The sequence below is a fragment of the Burkholderia aenigmatica genome (assembly GCF_902499175.1).
Classification (GTDB): domain Bacteria; phylum Pseudomonadota; class Gammaproteobacteria; order Burkholderiales; family Burkholderiaceae; genus Burkholderia; species Burkholderia aenigmatica.
Genome location: NZ_CABVQC010000087.1, coordinates 1 through 18,957, shown reverse-complemented (window position 1 = coordinate 18,957; position 18,957 = coordinate 1). Strand labels below are relative to the sequence as shown.

The 18,957-nt window shown below is 57.4% G+C and carries 18 protein-coding genes; 7 read left to right on the top strand and 11 right to left on the bottom strand.

Annotated elements, in window-relative coordinates:
- Positions 1-3: 3 nt before the first annotated feature.
- Together BDO18943_RS38045 and BDO18943_RS38040 are read left to right on the top strand one after the other, a co-directional pair.
- Positions 4-1,845, top strand: a complete 1,842-nt coding sequence (locus BDO18943_RS38045) for an ATP-dependent helicase (RefSeq protein WP_089454658.1) — start codon at positions 4-6, stop codon at positions 1,843-1,845.
- A gap of 42 nt (positions 1,846-1,887) precedes the next feature.
- Positions 1,888-2,286, top strand: a complete 399-nt coding sequence (locus BDO18943_RS38040; protein ID WP_025647481.1) for a hypothetical protein — start codon at positions 1,888-1,890, stop codon at positions 2,284-2,286.
- Between the two features lie 56 nt (positions 2,287-2,342).
- On the opposite strand, the gene BDO18943_RS38035 is transcribed toward BDO18943_RS38040, so the two are convergent.
- From BDO18943_RS38035 to BDO18943_RS38010, 6 genes are all read right to left on the bottom strand, one after another.
- Positions 2,343-3,533: a carbon-nitrogen hydrolase family protein gene (locus BDO18943_RS38035; protein WP_049818360.1), complete on the bottom strand. Its 1,191-nt coding sequence runs from the start codon at positions 3,531-3,533 to the stop codon at positions 2,343-2,345.
- A 139-nt stretch (positions 3,534-3,672) separates the two neighbouring features.
- Positions 3,673-4,362, bottom strand: a complete 690-nt coding sequence (locus BDO18943_RS38030; protein ID WP_025647477.1) for a bactofilin family protein — start codon at positions 4,360-4,362, stop codon at positions 3,673-3,675.
- The gene (locus tag BDO18943_RS38025; protein ID WP_175026226.1) at positions 4,359-4,970 is read right to left on the bottom strand and encodes a hypothetical protein; all 612 of its coding nucleotides are present in this window, start codon (positions 4,968-4,970) and stop codon (positions 4,359-4,361) included. Before BDO18943_RS38025 ends, BDO18943_RS38030 begins: the two co-directional genes overlap by 4 nt.
- Positions 4,971-5,270: 300 nt before the next feature.
- Entirely contained in the window at positions 5,271-6,539 is a 1,269-nt protein-coding gene (locus BDO18943_RS38020) for a recombination directionality factor (protein ID WP_089454659.1), read from the bottom strand.
- A 65-nt stretch (positions 6,540-6,604) separates the two neighbouring features.
- The gene (locus BDO18943_RS38015) at positions 6,605-7,354 is read right to left on the bottom strand and encodes a hypothetical protein (protein WP_025647473.1); all 750 of its coding nucleotides are present in this window, start codon (positions 7,352-7,354) and stop codon (positions 6,605-6,607) included.
- A 1-nt stretch (position 7,355) separates the two neighbouring features.
- Entirely contained in the window at positions 7,356-7,757 is a 402-nt protein-coding gene (locus tag BDO18943_RS38010; RefSeq protein ID WP_025647472.1) for a hypothetical protein, read from the bottom strand.
- Positions 7,758-7,881: 124 nt separating this feature from the next.
- On the opposite strand from BDO18943_RS38010, the gene BDO18943_RS38005 reads away from it, so the two are divergent.
- Positions 7,882-8,784, top strand: a complete 903-nt coding sequence (locus BDO18943_RS38005; RefSeq protein WP_025647471.1) for a PD-(D/E)XK nuclease-like domain-containing protein — start codon at positions 7,882-7,884, stop codon at positions 8,782-8,784.
- Positions 8,785-8,795: 11 nt separating this feature from the next.
- Here BDO18943_RS38005 and BDO18943_RS38000 read toward each other — a convergent pair whose 3' ends face one another.
- Complete coding sequence (locus tag BDO18943_RS38000) at positions 8,796-9,374, bottom strand: YcbK family protein (protein WP_025647470.1); 579 nt, start codon at positions 9,372-9,374, stop codon at positions 8,796-8,798.
- A gap of 137 nt (positions 9,375-9,511) precedes the next feature.
- On the bottom strand, positions 9,512-9,715 hold the full coding sequence (locus BDO18943_RS37995; RefSeq protein WP_025647468.1) for a hypothetical protein: 204 nt from the start codon (positions 9,713-9,715) through the stop codon (positions 9,512-9,514).
- Between the two features lie 1,062 nt (positions 9,716-10,777).
- Here BDO18943_RS37995 and BDO18943_RS37990 point away from each other — a divergent pair.
- The gene (locus tag BDO18943_RS37990; protein WP_025647466.1) at positions 10,778-12,115 is read left to right on the top strand and encodes a replication initiation protein; all 1,338 of its coding nucleotides are present in this window, start codon (positions 10,778-10,780) and stop codon (positions 12,113-12,115) included.
- 413 nt (positions 12,116-12,528) lie between these two features.
- Here BDO18943_RS37990 and BDO18943_RS37985 read toward each other — a convergent pair whose 3' ends face one another.
- The gene (locus BDO18943_RS37985; protein ID WP_025647465.1) at positions 12,529-12,810 is read right to left on the bottom strand and encodes a hypothetical protein; all 282 of its coding nucleotides are present in this window, start codon (positions 12,808-12,810) and stop codon (positions 12,529-12,531) included.
- A 349-nt stretch (positions 12,811-13,159) separates the two neighbouring features.
- On the opposite strand from BDO18943_RS37985, the gene BDO18943_RS37980 reads away from it, so the two are divergent.
- Positions 13,160-13,819 (top strand): ParA family protein, encoded by a 660-nt coding sequence (locus BDO18943_RS37980; protein WP_235996294.1) that lies wholly within the window; start codon positions 13,160-13,162, stop codon positions 13,817-13,819.
- Positions 13,820-13,825: 6 nt separating this feature from the next.
- The gene (locus BDO18943_RS37975) at positions 13,826-14,860 is read left to right on the top strand and encodes a ParB/RepB/Spo0J family partition protein (protein ID WP_089454660.1); all 1,035 of its coding nucleotides are present in this window, start codon (positions 13,826-13,828) and stop codon (positions 14,858-14,860) included.
- 275 nt (positions 14,861-15,135) lie between these two features.
- Here BDO18943_RS37975 and BDO18943_RS37970 read toward each other — a convergent pair whose 3' ends face one another.
- On the bottom strand, positions 15,136-15,420 hold the full coding sequence (locus BDO18943_RS37970) for a hypothetical protein (protein ID WP_025647461.1): 285 nt from the start codon (positions 15,418-15,420) through the stop codon (positions 15,136-15,138).
- 510 nt (positions 15,421-15,930) lie between these two features.
- A complete protein-coding gene (locus tag BDO18943_RS37965) occupies positions 15,931-16,455 on the bottom strand; it encodes a hypothetical protein (RefSeq protein WP_025647459.1) in 525 nt (174 codons plus the stop codon).
- Between the two features lie 602 nt (positions 16,456-17,057).
- On the opposite strand from BDO18943_RS37965, the gene BDO18943_RS37960 reads away from it, so the two are divergent.
- Positions 17,058-18,662 (top strand): replication initiation protein, encoded by a 1,605-nt coding sequence (locus tag BDO18943_RS37960; protein WP_089454661.1) that lies wholly within the window; start codon positions 17,058-17,060, stop codon positions 18,660-18,662.
- Positions 18,663-18,957: the final 295 nt, after the last annotated feature.

Sequence of the window (18,957 nt, the reverse complement as noted above, 5' to 3'; positions counted from 1 at the left end):
TCCGTGAGCCTCAATCCTTCCCAGCACCGTGTGGCCCATGGCTTCGGCAATATGCTTGCCGTAGCCGGGCCAGGTTCGGGAAAGACCAAGACTATCATCACGAAGATCGGCGTCATCCTGCAAGCCGATCGGAAGTTCCGGGTAGGTGCCGTCACCTTCACCAGCGACACCGCGAACGAAATGCGCGAACGTCTGGTGAAGGAGTTCGGCCCCGACGTCCTCAAGCGCGTCGACCTCGGTACATTCCACAAGCTGTCGATCGACCATCTCCGCCGGCATAAGATGCTCGGCAAGATTGCAACCCCGCCCGAACAGAAAACGTTCCTGCGCCGGGCCATCTCGGCAACGAACACCACAATTGACAACGAAGAAGCATTCAAGCTCTTCGAGAACTACAAGTGCGCTATCGAGCCCGATGGGAGCGAGATTCCGCCGTTCATCCTGGCCTACAACGAGATGCTCAAGCGCAACCGCGTCGTGGATCTGTACGACGTCATGCGTGACTGCGCGACGAAGATGAGCAACGGGGAGTTGCCTCCTTTGCCCGTCACGCACCTGCTCGTCGACGAGTTTCAGGATAGCGACGAAATCCAGTTCGTATGGATGATGGCGCATGCCAAGCGTGATATTCCGGTCACGATCGTCGGAGATGACGATCAGTCCATCTATGCCTGGCGGCGCGCACTCGGCTACAAAGGCATGATCGATTTCGTTGAGCAGACTGGCGCCGAAATCATCCCACTGGGCGAAAACTATCGCTCCCACTCGGAAATCCTTGCACCAGCCGATCGATTGATCCGTCACAATGCCGGCCAGCGTGTCGAAAAAGATCTCGTGGCCAAGCGCGGCCCCGGTGGCTCAACGCACGTCTATGCCGTTTCTGCAGCGAACCGCGAAGACGGCGCAGAACACGACTCGGTCGCGCTCCAGACGGAATTTCTCGTGCCATACATCATGGAAGCCGTGCTGCCCGATGATGAGCAGCCTGGTGGGCGCCTCGCAGTCCGGCCTGGTGAATGGGCTATTCTTGCCCGGACCAACTTCCTGCTGGACTCCGTTGAAACCGTGTTGGACGAGTTCAACATCCGCTCGAGGAGAAACGGCGGGTCGTTTTGGGACAAGGATTACATCAACACCTACCTGCAGTTGCTTATTTCTGTTGAAACGATGAACCGCAGTGGCATCGACCACGCGCTGGCATTTGTCGGTACAAGCGAGGAAGCACTAAGCCAGCTCCACAAGCGCATTCCAGGCTCAACGATGGCGCCGTTCTTCGAGCGGGACTTCGACGATTATGGCGATATCGCCAAGATTGACGCTGAGCATATGCGCGCGCTCCAACAGTTACTCGTCACGTGGCGTCAAGACGCTCTGTTCCGCAAAATTCCGGGCACGACGACACCGATGCGAGCAGTCAACCAGGCGATCGATTCCGCGGCGACTTATTTGACTATGGGGCTGCGTGCTGGCAACTTCCGCGATCGCGTGGCCAGACACCTGAGCAAAGCGGGTGACATTCTGAAGCGCCGCAACGGGTCACTTGTCTCGCGCGTCCAAAGCGTGCAGAAGCCCAAGGGCAAGGACGATCCAGCATCGGTCGGCCTGTTCACCATGCACAGTTGCAAAGGCCTCGAGTTCGGCAACACTGCGATCGTCGGCGCCGACAAGGACATCGTTCCATCACTTGGCGAGGGCAGCACCGAGGTCGACGAGCGTCGGCTATTTTATGTCGCCATGACTCGAGCGAAGAATCGCCTTTTCATCCTTCACACGCCGACCAACGATACTCTCTATATCGCTGAGGCTGGCCTGGTTTCCAACCCTGCGACCGTCTACCCGGCGTAACGCCTTTTCCGTATAGACGCTCATCCAAGAGAAAGCTCCCCGATGAACCGCATCGCGCTACCAACCGTTGACGACTACAAGCGCCTCTACCAGCAGGAAAAGGCGGAAGTCTATTCCGAAGACAAGTGGGCCGATACGGCGTGGATTTACGACGCTTGCGTGCTCGCGTGGAAGGGTCTCGTATATGCCGTTGTACTCGTCCCGGTCGTCGCGTTCTGGGTCGCAGCATCGGATCTGCAGCATGCCCGTGAAATTCTCAATCAGGGCAGCGTCGACGATGTGAAGGCGCTGCTGTTCCGCTATTTCGTCGGCTTCTTCGCGTTGAGTGTCTTCGGTCATGCACTCTTCTACCGCTGGACCCTCCCCGCAAAGATCAAGCGCCGAATTACCGCAAAGGTCGTTGCGCAGTACATCAAGGACGACATCCGCAGCGGCCGTTAAGCCGCTTCTCCATCCGGCGAAGTCCACGCATCTATGGACTTCGCCGTGCCAATGGCTTACTGGTTCATCGCAATCAGCAGCGGCAGATTGAAGAGCCGCGCAAACCCTTCCGCGTAGCGGTGTTGCAATACGGGCTCTCCCGTACCCTTTGTCCACCACAGATTGGACAAGCCGACAATCATATCCGGCTTCTCGCGGCCGATTGAATACAGCACCTCCCAAGGCAGGAATTCCTCGTAACAGAACAGGAAGAGCGCGCTCCTACCGTCAATTGGCACCACGCCGCGCGCAAGCCAGTTAGCCGGGTAGTGGTACTTCGACAGCGGATTCCACTCGGCAACGGGAACCGTTTGGCGTGCCTCGAAGATTGACTGATGCACACCGCCCGGCCAATATTCGTACACCCGTGCTTGGTTAGCCATCCCGGCATCCGTGAGCTCGTTCGAGCCGAATATTACTGATACCTTGTCCCTCTCGGCTTCCTGCGCAATCATGATGTCGATCGCGCCCTGCTCGGACGAATCGTAAGTGCCGATGATGCTCTCGGGGAACACGATAACCTTGGCCCCGGTCTTTGAAGACTCGTGGATCGCACGATTCATTTTGACCAGCGTATCGGGAACAGTCTCCGGCGTTTGCACTCCCCACGTCGTCGACACGGCCAACCAGTCCCCGACCCGCGAATGCTGCCTCTCCTGCAGGGGCGATAGGACGAGTGACAGCACCACCGCAGCGGCCACCGCGAACCGTCCTCGCATGGTGTGCGCGTAGGCACCGAGCAGCATCGTCAAACCGAGGCCAAGACCGAGGCCGAGCCACTTCGTTCCTGGAAACCAAAATCCCCACGTTGCGATCAGCGTGCCAGGGAGAAATGCTCCGACCGGAGGGTATGCCCACAGAACCGTCCACGCCAGAATTGCGATGCCCTTCTTCTTTGGGCTCTGCGTGTTCTTTGGGTACAGCGCCGCAACAGTCGCGCTGAAGGCAAGGCCGTACGCAGATCCGGCTGCGATTCCCAAGAGCCAGGACCCGCCGAAGAACTGTCCGGCGCCACCAAACCCCATGATTCCGATATCCAGGCCATACCCGATTCCGAGCAGCCATGCCTGCATCCGAGAACGACACATGACCATGAAAACGGGGAGGAGCGCGGCGAGTAGTGGAGCAGCGCCACTGCGCCAACTAATCGAACAGACCGCAACGCCGAGAAGAAACGTACATCCGTACATCACGGCCGTGTTCTTCAAGAGCTCCTCGAGGCGTCTGTGCCACTCCCCTGCATACCTTTGAACGTGATCCACCATCCCACCTTGCTCCAGAAAGAAAACGCCGCGACGGTCTTACAAGACATCGCCGCGGCTTCAATGCGCAAACCGGAATACCAGGTCAGTTGGTGTATCGCATACCGTTCCCGGCCGCATAGCCGTCTTGGTGACCGTGGGTTTGCTGCGTCGATCCCTGCTCGTTTTCGACAGGCATGACGATCCGTAACGGGACGTGATTGTTGAAGTTCGCGACCGGCGACGGGTTGTTGGGCAATGCCAGAGGTGCCCCTGATACCGGGGGCTGCTGCGGTACCTGATCGCGCTGAGGCTGCTGGCCGGGTGGCTGCCACGTCGCGGTCGACTGCTGCGGAGCCGGCTGCACCGCCTGCGTGTCTACTTCCGCGATACGCTGAATCTGGCCGCTCACGTTCGTTGACGAAATGCCGTTGTGCTGGATGTCTGCGTGCAACTGGGCGATGTGGCTCACCAAGAGACCGTCTGCCATCTCGCAACGGATCACCGCCTTGCGATTGGGCATCCCAACCTGGCCGAATATGAGGCACCGCCCCTTCGCGAACACGCTGCCCTCGATGATCGCGTCCTGATCGATGACGAGCGTGCCGCTTTCGCTGTAGACGTTGCCCTTGATCACACCGCCGATACGGCCGCCCTCCTTGAGGCGTAGCGATCCGTCCGATTCGATCGTCGCTCCAGCCGGAAAAATCGTCGTCACGCGTTCAAGCGTGGGGTCGATACTCAGGACGTACTGAACGATATCGACCTGCTGATCATTGCTCGTTGCATCACTCATTTGGTTTCACTCCCTTTCGAATCGGTCGCTTTGTTACTGGACTGGCCACCCACCAAGATGGGGGAATTCTGTTCTGAAGGCTGCTGACTGACCTCACGCTCTGCATGCCGCCGAACCTCCGGGACCGGATGACCTCGACGATGAACGGGCAGCGGCGGCGCCGGCGGAATTGGCAGAACGGGAGTGGCCGACGCCATTACGTTCGCCGGCACTGGATTGACCGTCACCGTCTTAACGGGTGCAGACTTCACCTCCACCGACGTAACGGTTGCCGGCTGGGCTACTTGCGGAGCCGCGGCGGCCGGCTGAACTTGCGGTTGCGGCGTGACGGGAGCACTTGCTTGAGCAACGGGCGTCAAAGCGGTAGCGGCAGGCTGCACCTTCGGCTGCCCTGTGGTTTCCGTCGCCGGAGCCGTTCGCTGGGGCGGTACGACCGTCGTCACCGCGTTCTGGCCGGATTTCAACGGCACATGGACGGTCGGAAGGAAGTCTTCGATGATCTTCCCACCACCATGCAACCAGATATCCCCGCCGACCATCACGACGAATACCACGGCCACGACTGCCCAGGCGGTACGCATCCGCTCGGCATCCAGCGGCTTCATCACGAAAAGCGCTCGCCACTTGCCTTTCGGTGCTGCGACAGGTTCAGGCGAACTCGGCGCAGATCGAACGACAGCTTCCGGAGCCGGTCGAGGACTCACCGCACGCGGAGCTCGGGCGACCTCCGGCGCAGCCGCCTTCGGCTGAGCTGGCTGAACCGGCGCCGCGGCTGGCCTCGGAGGGGTGGGCGTGGCAGGAGTTCGCGAAGACACACCTGGCGAAGGGCCATCGAGTCGAATCGAAATCCTCGACCCGATCACCCGCGAATCAAGTTCTTCAAAGGCCATAGTTTTCCTTTTGATCCATCAAAACGCTGCAGGCGCCGCATTCGCACGCGGCATTTCCGGGATACCGGACAGGGCGGTGGCTACGACTCGCGGAATCGCTGCGCCCGCCGGCCTCTGAACGATCGCCGCGGCCCCGATGCTCTTGACTGCCGTTTCGACGAGCTGAAGAGTCTTCGGGCGGTCTTCGGATACCTTTACCTCTACAGCCGGATCCTGACTCTGCGTCGGCGCCGCTTCGCCTTCCTGTCCACCCGCCAATGCGGCTGCACGCATCCGCTCGCGAGCTCCGGCAGCAGGCCCCACAGCCGACCAGCGCGTCGTTGAAACGTTCGTTTCGAGTACGCTGGCCGCCGCCTGCCCATCCGACAACTTTTCACAGGAGTTAACGGCGGCGCCCTCGAAATGTTGAGCGTTAGCTTCCTGGGAAGAACGTCGGGCATCCTTTGCGTAGAAGTCTCGAACCTGGCCAAACTCCTCCGGCGGGGCAAACTGCGAGAGCTTCTTCAGCTCGAGCATTGCAGCCTCGAGTCCCTCTTGATCGAAGCCGGCCTCCAGTTGCTCCTTTTCGTGCTCCTTGGCCATCTTGACCGCCTCGATGGGGCTCACGCCGCGTAGCACCAGGTCGGCGTAGAAAACCGGACCTTGGGCCGAGTCCACCGATGCAGTGTTTCGCATCTTCAGCGACATCGGAATACCGACGAGTTTTCCGCCGAACGCACCATGCATCGCGTGAAGCTTGGCGACCAGCGTCTGTCCAGTGTTTTTGCCCGCCGAATGCAGGACAAAGACCGAGAACTGGTCACCTTGACCGTCAATACGAAATTTGAACGAGGTCCGGCGCTGACAAAGCACATCCTGGCTGTTGCCGAACGGGCATCGGTCGCAGCCCGGGCACTCAGCTTCGCCGGTCCGATTCGCGTCGACGATCCGAATCGCTTTCTTGCCATCGCCAACACAGACCCGCTTGCCGTCCGAAAGACGGCGGGCCTCGAATTGTTGCGTGAGAAGCAGATCCGGGTTGTTGTACGGCAGCAAGATCGGGATCTCACGCAGCTGATTCGGCTCTTGGCTTTCGCCGTCGGCCTGTCTGGTCTCCTTCTGCATTTTGAGCAACTTCTCGTGAAGAGCATGCTTGACCCATGTCCCGTCGAGTTCCTTTCGCCGGGTATGCACCTCGAAGTAATCGAAATGCAGGAGTTCGTCTGCTGCCCCGGCCTCGCCAGGGCGAACATCGCCCATGCGAACCGTGCCGAGAATAGGGGTGTCGAATTCGAGTCCGGTAACCATTGCTTCCTCCGTAAGTCAGTGGAGGTCATTTCATCAGATTGCGATCCAGTTTCTAGCCCTTCCGTTCAGTGGCGGGTTTCGTGACCCCACACCGCCGATTTTCCCGTCAGGAAGCGAATGCTTTCGTCCAGTCGCGCAATCTCCCCACCGACATCTCCACCATTCCGCGCCGGCACATCGATCACACTGACACTGGATCCGTTGTGGAGATGGACGCGGTATGCTTGATCGACAGTCGTGATCGTGACACCGTCGATTTCGCTCTCGTCGGCGATTGTTCGAGTACCCGTGCTGATCAACATGCGGCGCGCGTCATCGATTGCCGCGTCTATCCACTTGGCCTGGCCGATAACAGCGCCACCGAGTTCGGTCATATGGAAACCCAAGTAACCCTGCAGCTTCAGCACCGCTGATTGCCAAACGTCCGGCGCCGGGAGGCTGAATCGCGAGCTTCCGCTCGTCTCTCGCGCTACCACACCGATCGCCATGACGACCTCGGGCCAGACCTCGCCTGGTGCAATCGCGTGGACATATTGTTCGATGCTTGCGGTACGGTTGTGCATGGCGAGCGACACCATCTCGCGCTCGAATTCCTTCATGGTCTCCGGCGAGATCACCGTTGCACCGGTAAGGGGAATCAGACGATCCAATGCGCGAACCCGGTAGGGCGTTGCGGCCCGTAGGATCCGCGTGACTTCGGTCATGAAAAGATACTGTCCGCGAATCGACTCCGTCTCGCATCGGCGATTCCTCGGCAAGAGGATCGGCACACCAAACAGAGCTCCGCTATGCGTTCCAGTTACGTGTTCGGTCATGTCAGATTCCCAGAAAGAATGAATTGTTGGTATGTTCGAGCGCGTTCGGAACATCGCGAACAAGCCCCACTGTACGAAAGATCACCGCAACCTCCGCTTGATCCAGACGCGGAAACTCCCTACAAAATTCGGTGAATCCAAGCGTCTGCGATGTCACCACGCAGCCCTTCTCGTCTTTCAGCGTCAAGAGTTCCGGATATCGGTCCGTTGCAGACAAGAGCGTTGCGAGTGCCCGAGCACGAAGTAACGGAGGATTGCCCACGTTGTTGTAGAGGGATCGGACTTCCTGGCAGACGTCGGTTGGCTGCGCGAAGCTGGTTTTCCCGAACTGCCTGAACGTCTGCTCGACGAATCGTTGTAGATCCGCGGCGCCTGGCCGGGATAGAGAGTTCACACGTTTCATGGGATCGACAATACGCGATCACTTTCCGATATCTAGTCCTCTCGCGATGAGACAACTGACTCCCGAGGCCCCTTGAAACCTCGATGCTCGCCTGTACGCTGTATTCAAACAGGAGAGGTATCGAATGAACGCACGCGCGCAGATCCAGCATCAAGTCGGCCAGACCATCTGGAGCGGACAGAAGAAAATCACGTTCGGTCGCGATCCGGACAGCTACACCATGTCGGTAACCGATGATGAGTATCACGGAGATGCCGATCACGTCTCGTCGACGCAACTCAAATCGATGCTGAAGACGCCGCAGCATTTTCTTGCGGCTGTTCAGGGCGCAGGAAAGGACACAGCGGCGCTTGAGTTTGGCAGGCTGGCTCACATGGCTGTGTTCGAACCTTGGCGCTTCGAGGATCTTGTCCTCCCCTTCGACGGCGAGTTCAACCGGCGTTATCGCGAGTGCAAAAAGTTCGTCGCGGACCATCCGAATCACATCGTCATTGGCCAAGACAAGTACGACGCGCTTCTGGCCATGCGGAATGCTGTCCGCTCGCATCGGTTTCGCGGGCGCGCTCTCGGGGAATGGTTCGATGAGGGTGAGCCGGAGAAAGCAATCTACTTTGTCGAGAGAGTCACTGGCGTCAAATGCCGGGTCAAGGTCGACTGTCTGCACCCGGAATTCATCTTCGATCTGAAGTCGACTCTGGACGTGCTCCCCCGCTCTTTCAGCTCGGCTGTACAGAACTACCACTACGATATGTCTGCGTTCATGTACCAGACGGGGGTGCAGTACTTTACCGGCGACGAGCGTCCGTTCATTTTCGTGCCCGTCGAAAAGGATGCGCCCTATAGCGTCATGACGTACACCGCGGGTGATTCTCTGCTCGACAACGGGGCGCAGAAGTTTGAGGATGCGTTGAATCGGCTCAAGCACTCGCGCGAGCACGACTCGTGGCCGGGATACGCGGGGGAATATGTGCTCGAGATCGATCGGTGGCACGAGTACAAATCGAACCACCACATTCTCGGCGACTGAGCCGTGAGCTACTAGCCTGCCCATGTCCGAAGCCGACCGCTGTCGACGTGCACAAAATGCTTGGTGGCGTAGTACCCCACGCCACCTCCGCGCAAATACATACCAAGCCTCGCCAGATAGTCGGTAGGAACGTCAGGAACACGTATATCGGCAGCTCGACCGACAAGATGCATGGAGTTTCGAGCGGCCCCCTCCGTTGTGCTGTTCGTGGCGTTCGTTCGAAATCCAGACGTTACGACGATCGGCCTTTCCATCCCGGCCTGCGCGAACCACCCATACACACCGCAGAGAATGTCCAGGAGCGTCGGGTTCATCTGAACGACAGAGCCCGCCCGGACATCCCGCAGCAACGTGCAACACTGCACGTAAGCGTCAACGACCAATTGACCGTCCGCCCAATACACCGTCCGAACCTCTTCGCCGGTCTCCTTTCTCTTCAGCCAGAGCGTCCGTGGCCGCGACCAGTAATCGCCACTCTGTTGCGCAAAGATCTCCGGAGCCCATGCGGCTGCAGTCAACAGAGCAGTGCTCTGGAGGAACCGCCGACGGGGCAAGCTTTCAATCGGAGACGGGATGAGGAGATTTTCCATCCCCGCATTTTTTCTGGACTTTCAGACACCATCCAGCGCGAAACGAAGCCCATTGAGGGCAGCTTTCCAACCGCGGCCGCGGCCGGTGCATCGGAACATTAAAAGAAAAAGGGGAGAAGCCTAAGCCCCTCCCCTTCTTACACGTGGTGATGATCATGCCCGTTTTGCTCAGCGTAGTACGCGGCATCAGCTTCGATGTTGCGGCGATCTTCCTCCGCGGCGTTCCACTCTGCTTGTTCTCGCGCACGCTTTTGCTTTGGCGTCTCGCCCAGGTCAAAAAACCCCGCGATGAAGCAAAACAGCACGAACAGGCCGACTGCCCATTCAAACAGCGTTTTCATATCTGCTCCAAGGTATTGCGGAGCAGCTCAACCCCGGGGGTGAGATGCCCCGTAGGTCGGTAAGCCGGTTTCCCGGATGGGCTGGATCCCCAGCTGGTCAGTTGAAACAAGAATCTTCGTCTCAGTGTGAGCCCTCATGGTATCGAAGGGTCCGAGCAATGGCAACGAAGAACAGCTTCTTGGCAGGAATTGTCCACAGGGTCGGACGATAGGTTGCCGGTTCTACGGGCGTGGCGGCGCGTTTGTATACATTCTTTAAATATTACAGTCCTTGTTTATGTGTTTAGCGTGCTCGGATCCGTTGTGCGACAAGCGTTATCGGGAGGACGGGTAACCAGTCATACAGGAAAGGGAGCCATCCACACGGCACCTCCTTTGCTTCAGGTTGCCATCTTTGCGAGAACACGGTACCCGAAATTACGGCACGTCATGTAAAAGCGGTTACCTGCGGGCAAACGTTGCACAGATGTTGAGCACGCTGATGCATGGCCGTCAGGTAACTGGATTTACAGCCGGACTGCGTTTTTGCTGCGGGTGACACGTTCCAAGCCGTCAGGGTGTGGAAAAATTGCAACGAAATCCTCTCGGACGGAAGAGAACTAATTGAGTTCTCAGCAAGAAGAAGCCAACTGGCAAGGTAACCGTTTATACCTCGTTTGCCGTCTGCGGGTCGAGGGCCTGACAAATCAGGCTTCGGCATACGTAAAAGCGGTTACCAATCTGTCGGGGCGGGGATTAGCCGGGTGCCCTCAGACCCAACTGGTAACCAACTTTATGGATTCAAGAAGGGCCTTCCGTCAGCAGCTTTTCGTTCCACCGTGGTAGCGGCGAACGGGTCAAATCCGCCTTGTCGTACGAATAGTCCCCCGAATGGGCGTTTCTTTCCCTCTTCCCTCCGTCTAGCCGTCCGTATATTTTTGCTTCCAGTCAAGAAGTTACCGTTGCCATCGAGGCGTCACGGTACTCGTAGAACAGCGTCGCATGCGCATCGCATGGACTTCGTTTTGAGAACGGTTTGCGGGCCCGCTCTGGGGCGCTACTCGGTATTGGGATCGGCAGGAAATGAGCGACATCAGTGCAAGTTCAATTAGGCAACTGGCAGTCACAACCAGCAAGGCGAGCGTTCCTGCGGAGAAGCGCAGTACGCCAGTCACGATGCGCAAGGCTAAGGAGGCGATCTTCGTCTTTCCTGAAAAGCCGTTGTCTGTACTGCAGCGTCGCTTGTTCAACGCGTGCGTCTACTTCGCGCAGCGCAATCCAGGTCATCAGAGTTGGGTCGTCCAGTTGTCCCAGCTTGAGCCGATCATCGGGTACAACGATTCGAGTAATCGTCGGTACATCATGGGCGAGCTCATCAGCCTGATGAAGGCCCATGTGATCTGGGACGCGACCGTCAATCCACAAGACAGAAGACTCTCAGCTTCTACCCTACTGGCCGATGTGACCCATCTGGTCGATCAGCGAGCTTATGAATTCTCTTTCAGCCCAAAGCTTCGAGAGGTCCTTCTAAATCCAGAGATTTGGCAACGCATCGACCTCGCGATATCCCAACGATTTCGTTCGATGGGCACCGCGCCGCTCTACGAATGGTGCAAACGTTACGAGCGAACTGGACTTACGAGTCGCTGGGCATGGGAAGACTTCCGCCACGCCGTCGTGGGTATCGTGGAGGAGGAATCGATCTACCAACAGTACAAGTTCTTCAAATCGAAAATTCTCAAGCGAGCAATCGCGGAGGTGAACGATCTCTCTGATATCGAAGTAACCCTGAAGGAGTACAAGAACGGCAGGGTCGTCGAGCAGATTCAGTTCGAGGTTCGGCGGAAGAACGGCGCCCGGCCAGCCGTCGAGAGCGAGTCCGATGAATTGATTAGCGCCCCATCCGTGACGGCCCTCCTCGAGGACGTGCTTCGAATCGGAGTAACCCCGAACCGAGCTGCCCAGATCATCAACGAATACACGCCGACAGACATTCGAGCAGCGCTGAACCATACCGTTCTCCGCGACGCAGCCACCAACAAGGAGCCGCTTAAGAATCGTGCATCCTTCTTCATCTGCAGTCTGGAAAAAGGGTATGCAAAGCCGTCATCTCTCACGCCGGCCGCTTCCCCGACTGAACCGACAGCCCCGTTGTTGACCGATGCGTCACTTCGCGAAAGCTTCATGCGCAGCCGCGATCCTCTCGCGGAGGCTTCGTTTCTTGCAATGGCGCTCGATGAACAAGCTAACGTCCTACACGACTACAACTCGAGCGCACCACATGATCAACTGCGCTACGACCCCGCTAAAAAGGCGAAGCTTTCGAAAACCGCATTTATCCGCTATCTGAATCTCCGTCTCTGGGGCGAACCCTCTGACGCGGACGTCTATGCCTTCCACTTCCCGAAAGCGGTAGCGTGACCTGACCGCTCAGCTCCCGAAGAATAGCCACTCACCGGGCGTCTCGCCCGGATCGCATCACCCCTACCCTCCCCCCTACTCTCCGAGATCTGATCGAGACCCGAAGCGTGGCACTGGCCAGTTATAGGCCAGCCTTGGCCGCATTTCGGCCCCGCATCCTGTTTCGACGGCAGGCAAACAGCGATTCGAACCCTCCACATTGCCGATAGGCCACTTATTGGCCACCCGTGGCCAATGAATGGTCTTCTGGTGGTTTCATGATCAAGACAGACCAATCAAATGCCACATGCGCCCTCTATTTCTCGAATTGGCATTGGATACCCCGCAGACAGAGCACCAGGATCTACCGACCGCAACTGCGCTCTTGCCGCATAGTTCATCGGAGTTTCAGCGCTGAAACCAGCAGGACCGCGTCATCCGAACAGAAGGAAGCAACCTGTAGCGGCCGGTTTCAGCGCTGAAAGTGACGCCTGCGGGCTTCGCATCTGCGTCATCTCCTTGAGCAAAGGGACTGCAAGACAATTCTTTGCAGGACGCAATTTCACTAGGAACGCACCAGGTGGCCAATCCACTTTCAGCGCTGAAACCATTACGGTTGGTGCAATGTCACACGCCGGCTGACGCATCAAAGTTTCAGCGCTGAAAGTGGCGGACGCACCTTCCTTGACAGTGACGTAGCCGAACGTCGGCTCCATTTGGACTACTGTTGTTTCATCTTGCCTTGCCTGCCCGCTACGAAAGCAGCGCAACGCTAGTTTCAGCGCTGAAACCTCGGTTGGCTAGAGCACTTGTCTCTGTCTAGAGCTACGCCGCTCATCCTCCTTCTTTTCTTCACAAAGACCGCTGCTGCTTGCCAGAAGGCTACGTCTTCATACCTCAAACGTGCCGATCGGGTTTCAGCGCTGAAACTCGATTCCTCTCTGCGCGTCGGATATCAGTCAGTTTCAGCGCTGAAAGTGGGTTCCACGCCACGTTCTCTCTTGATTTTTGTGTCGCAGCAATATATTGTTCGTGAAAATCTTTAAAAGGAGGACTGCTGTGGGGATGGTATTTGCTATCGCCAACCAGAAGGGTGGGGTTGGGAAAACGATGATCACTCTCAACTTGGCCGGCGCGTACTCGCATGATGATCCGAGTGCTCGAGTCCTCGTCGTTGATGCGGATTCGCAGAACACTTCAACGCGATCTTCCGGAGTCGGCGAAGAACCGTATCCTTTTGTTGTGACGAATATGGCAGCGGCGGGCAAGGGACTCGGACGAGAGATCGGCCGAATGGCACAAGACTTTGATCTTGTGTTGGTCGACTGTCCGCCGAGTGTCGATAACCTGAATACCGAGAACGTCCTTCAGGTTGCAGATTTTGTTTTGATTCCCATGGATGCTTCTCCGTCCGACGTATGGAGCACGCAGGGGATGATCCAGTTGGTCCGCCGGGTCATAGGTCCGGATCCCAAGCGATGCGGCATTGTCTTCAACAAGGTCAACACCAAGAGGGCGTCCTATCGGGACGTTAGCGAGGTGATGTCCGAGGACAGCCCGTATCCGGTATTAAAGAACGTGATTTCGATGCGGGAGGTCTATAAAACCGCTATCGGTTTCGGAGCGACAGTCTTCAGCGTGAAGGGGCAGGCAACCAAGCAGGCACGCCAGGAAATTACGAATGTCGCTATGGAAATGTTGGGAATTATGGGAATTTCGGAGTAATTTCAAATGAGCGAACAAAACCAAAGCCCGCCGCAGCGCAGAAGTCTCGTGTCGTCGCTACGCAAAGGTATGGACATAGAGCGGGGCGCTGTCGACGCCAGACTCAACGCTCAAAAAACCGGCGCAGCCTCGGTGGTTGGCGACAGCTCAACTCCTTCGCAGGCAATTCCGGCGTACGGTGGACGTGGCAATACCGCGTCGGTAAAGCCTCGCCTCACGTTGCCGCTGAGCGAGCTCGTTTCTAATCCGTTCAATCCCCGGACGTTCTACCGCCCCGAGAAGGTCGACGAGCTCGCGGTGAAGATGAAGCGTGACGGGCAGTTGGAAGCGATTAAGGTTACCGAGAATCCGCGGTTCCCCGGTAAGTACGTGATCATCGACGGCGAGTATCGTTTCAGGGCGAAGAAAAGCGTCGCGGACGGGTACATCGACGCCGAGGTTTTCCCGACGCTTAGCGATCGCGACCTCTTCCTGATTGCGAACAGTCTCAACAAGGATCGCACGCCTCAGAGTTTGTTCGATGATGCTCTGGCGTACCAAAAGCTGCTCGACGAAGGAGTATTCCCGGGCCAAGATGACCTGGCAGCCAGTCTCGGTATCAGCGAATCGCTCATGTCGAAAATTCTGAAGCTGAAAAAGCTGCCGGAAACGCTGTTGCGTCGTATGGCCGAGAGTGATGAGCCGCTGGGAATTTCTCACGCGTACAACATCGCCCTGATGTTCGAGCGAAAGGGGTTACATACCGCGGAGGAGGTCCTCGACAAGGTTCTCGCCGGCGAAATGAGTTCGAAGCATCTGCAAGACCTGAACTCCCGCAACGACAATGGCGAGGTGTCCCGTAAAACGCGTGCCCACTATCTCGCTCGCGTCCAGTTTGCCGGAGCCGACGGCACCGAATACGGGCAACTGAAACGGTTTCGTGACGGGCGTACTGAGCTCAAGCTCACCGGCCTCTCTGAAGAGCAACAGGAAGCGCTGGGAGAGCGACTGGAGGCAGTCGTGAGAGAGTTCATGAATGGAAATACCGGGGCGGGCGCGTAAGGCGCCGATAAGCGTTTTCCACCGGATTGAGGCCGGTCACGATCTGGAGGAAACAAAGAGGGGAGGGCAAATGCTACGACTGAAGCGGGTGATTCGATTGACGAGAGAGGAGGGGAGGATGTTTGAAACCCTGACTGGGCAATCAACACTTCCGACAAGCATTGCCCAATACAACCGGGCACTAGAGCAAACCGCCCGGCATTACCGCCTGCTGGCCGCGCAAGAGGACTCCGCAGATGCGGAGCTTCTTGCGCGGATAGCAGAGGGGGAACTGATTACGGCTGAGCCGGCATCAGGACCAGACGAGCGATGACGCTGCTCGCGTAGCGCCCGATTCCAGGCGCGTCGCAGAGCGTTGTCAGCTCTTTTGCAAAGCCCTTTTCCACGAGAATCTCCGCCACCTCTTCGAGGCACGAGAGATCGCCGACGAGCGACGGATACCGGCGGAAGTTCTCGAGCAGCTTCTCAGGATACTTGCCAGCCACCTCGAGGAGGTGACTGTGGGCTTCTGAAATAGCTTGGCGACGCAGGGCACGTTCCGACATAACGACGTTCGACATGACAATCTCCATAGGAGCTTGCGAAGACGTCGTTCCCCACGAGGGAATCGAGTCCCCGCGCGGGTTGAAAACACGCCTGAGCCGCATCCCGATCAAATCGAGATACAGCCGTAGCAGTGGCACTGCAGATGACAAGTCGCCTGAAACGACGACGTCAGACAGGAAAATCCCGAAGGACTTTCTAGGCTACCGAAGTAGCAAGCCGTCCACCAAGGGACGAGCGAGATCCAATGGATCTCGCGGGAAAACCAGGCACGCACGTGTCCCGAATCCAGCTTGCAACGGAGGAAGCGAGCAAACCCAGGAGGGCTTGGAGAAAATCTTGGGAAAGGCCTTGAAGCTTTTCCCAAGATCTCCCCGAGTGGATCTGCGTTCTAGGAAGGGCTCGAAAGGGTGCGAGTTCCAGCTGCTCGGTGCATCAATGCGCGTATTGTTTTTGAGTGCAGCCAGAAAGTCAAGGGATTACTTCCTGCCAAGAACTACGATGCCCTACCGGCCAGCCAATTCGCGTCAGTTTGCGCGGGTGGTAGTCGGTACTGCCTCGAGCAGTATCAATCGCTTGGTCAGTTGTTCCTCGACCCACGATGACTTGCTTTCTGCGGTAGCAGGCACGGAGCCCGCCAGCTCCGCCAGCACATGGCGTGCCTCGGCCGGCGAGCTTGCCTTATGCTTGAATCGCTCGACGAGATCGGTATCCAGCCACAGGGAAGTTCGCTTGCCGCCTGCGAGACGAACTGGAACTGACTTGCGTCGCTGCCGTTTTTTCCCTCGCCCTTCCTGATCGTCGCCAGTTGCAGATACGACTTCCTGCAATGCCTCTTTGACCGCATCTTTCACGTCGGCTCGCGTGACCCGCTCTCCCATCGCTGCGGTCGACGTCGACGACGCTATCGATGCAAGCCTCTCGTTCACGATCGGCGTAAAGCCGAGGACGAACTCCGCCAGCGCAACGCCAGTCACGCCCGACTGCGTGAGCAGCCGGACGGCTTCGCCAAGCAGAAAGCGCGCATTCGCGTCGGTGAGGTCAGATGACATAGTCCAAGTTCCAGCTTGGAGTGTATCAGCATAGGGCTATGTGCGACTAGTCCGCCAGCCCGAACAGGCTATGTTCAGCGATATGGACCTATATCGCATAGTGAACCTATGCCGAAATACCATTCCAAGCTATGTCATCATGACATCGAGCATAGGAACATAGGCTATGCAGCTATACCATCGATAGGGTAGTGCGCCCAAGAAATAGCCTATGACACGGTCCAAAACACGCGGTCGATCCTGACGGCGCGGTGGTTTGGGGTTGGGGGTGTTTTTTTACAGGACCTACGTCTGTGTTCCGACAAATATCTCAAAACTTCCCAACTTCCAACCCGTCAAAGCCCCGCCGGGTAAGGCTTTCAAGCCGGAATGATGGTATTTTGGCATAGCCTCGATGGTGTTTCTGCCGGGGCATGATGGTAAGTCCGCGGTGGCATTGATGGCACTTTGGCATAGCCACGATGTTCAGCGGCCCGATCGATGGTATTTTGGCATAGGTGATCGGTGGATAACTCTATCGATGGTTGGCCAACGCTGGTCTTGACCATCATAAGGCGCTATGATGTTGACGCATTCCGACATGCGTCCACAACATTGCACCAATGCCAAAGAAGCCGCGCCAACAAATTTCAGTACCAGAACAACAGGGCCCAGAACTTAAATGGCTGGAGCAGGAGAACGCACCGGATAGTGACAGCTATGAGGTGCTCTCGCGTGACGAGAATCCTGGAACGCCCCAGACACCGTTGTTTTCGGCTGACGAATTGTTCCTGCCTGAGCGCCCTGGCACCTATCGCAAGCCTGTCGCGGCTATTCACGCTATCCCAGTCCAGCGCGACAAGAACCTGAAGTTGTCTGCTCGCAAGCTTATGGATGCGCTCGCGCTTGCCGTGCAACTTGATTTGCGTGCGCGGCCGCGGGAAGCGGCTCAGACGCTGATCCGAAAGATCCGTGAAGATCGCGCGACCCCTCTTTTCGAAATCCGTACCCACCGCCTGGCAGAACTCGCCGGGTTGTCGACCACGAACAAGGATCGGATATACGACACCCTTGCGGAACTGCTCAACTTCCAGTTTATCTGGAATGTGCTCGGCGAGGATGGCAAGGCACAGTACGAATCCATCGCAGCCTTCATTATCCGTCGAGACAAGGGTGTCGGCAGTCAGGCTGGGATTACCCGGTTTGCCTTCGAACCCGAGGTTCTTCTGTGGTTTCTCGAGCCGACTATGTGGGCGAACCTCAACTGGTCGGTAATGGCGAGCTTCGGACGTGATGCTGGTTCAGGCGAGGCCGCTTTCGGGTTGTATCAAAACGCGTGGCGCTACATCGGGACCAACGCCAAGGTCACCCCGATTCTGGATCTTGCGACGTGGATAGACTTGATTCTCGGCCCCTCGCGGTTCGTGATCATCGGCGAGAAAAAGGAAAAGCAAGCCCGCGAATATGGGGAATTCAAGCGGACCTATCTAAATCCCGCGATCGCGATGCTAAACGCGCATCCAGCATTGACGCACACGATCGCGGTCGAAGAGTTCAAGTCCGGCCGCAAGATCACCAAGCTGCGTTTCAAGTTCACGGAAAAACGCCAACAAGCATTCGAACTGCCCCTCGGGTGGCCAGACGACACGATCCAAAAGTTGAAGGATCTGGGCTTCACGGAAAAGGACATGGCGACCTTGGCCCAGCTCTATACCCATCCGCAAGTCAAAGAAGCTATGTCGCGCATGGCGGTCTCCGAGGCAAGGCTGAAGGCTCGAGGGGAGGTGATTCAGTCTCGCGAAGCATTCTTCCGAGCCATCCTCCGCAATGTGTCGAACGAGCAGACCCAGACGGAGGAAGCAGATCAAAAAGCCCTCGACGAGGCGCGTCGACTTTCACAGCAAACCGAACTGCAGCGCCGGCAGGAGGCCCTGGAAGCAAAGTTCAAGGCACACCAGCGTTCGTTGGTAGCAGCAGGGTTGCAGTCACTGCCGGAAGACGAGCGCAACCGCCTCATTCAGGCCCACCTGAAGGCCAGTCCACAAGATCGAGCGCTGTACAAGGAGGGAGAAACTCGCGCCGCTTGGCTCATCCTGTTCCAGCAGTGGCTCATCAACGCGAGGCAGGATCTTTTCCAGCAATGGCTCCCCGAACTGCATGACAGGGATTTCCAGACCTGGCTTGTCTGGCAGTTCACCACCAGGACCACCGACGAAGCGGGAGCGTAGGCGGACCCGTCAAGCGCGAAGCGATCCCGAAACTTCTCACCTTAGTGGGTTATATACGCCGTGGCGCACTTCATGCACCCATGCGGACGAATCTTTGATTCGTCCGAACCCCAGGTCTTCAGGAAGAACCCCCGATTCTGCATCAGTAAGACGTAAAAAAACCGGCCCGAAGGCCTAATGCCGTTCAGTTAAGGTTTCTTTTGAGGACTCGAACGGTGCGGCGCGAGTCAAGCTAGTTGTCGTCTCGGTCATGCTGCCAATGGCTCTATATCGGTCGAGCGCGTATACGTTTTGA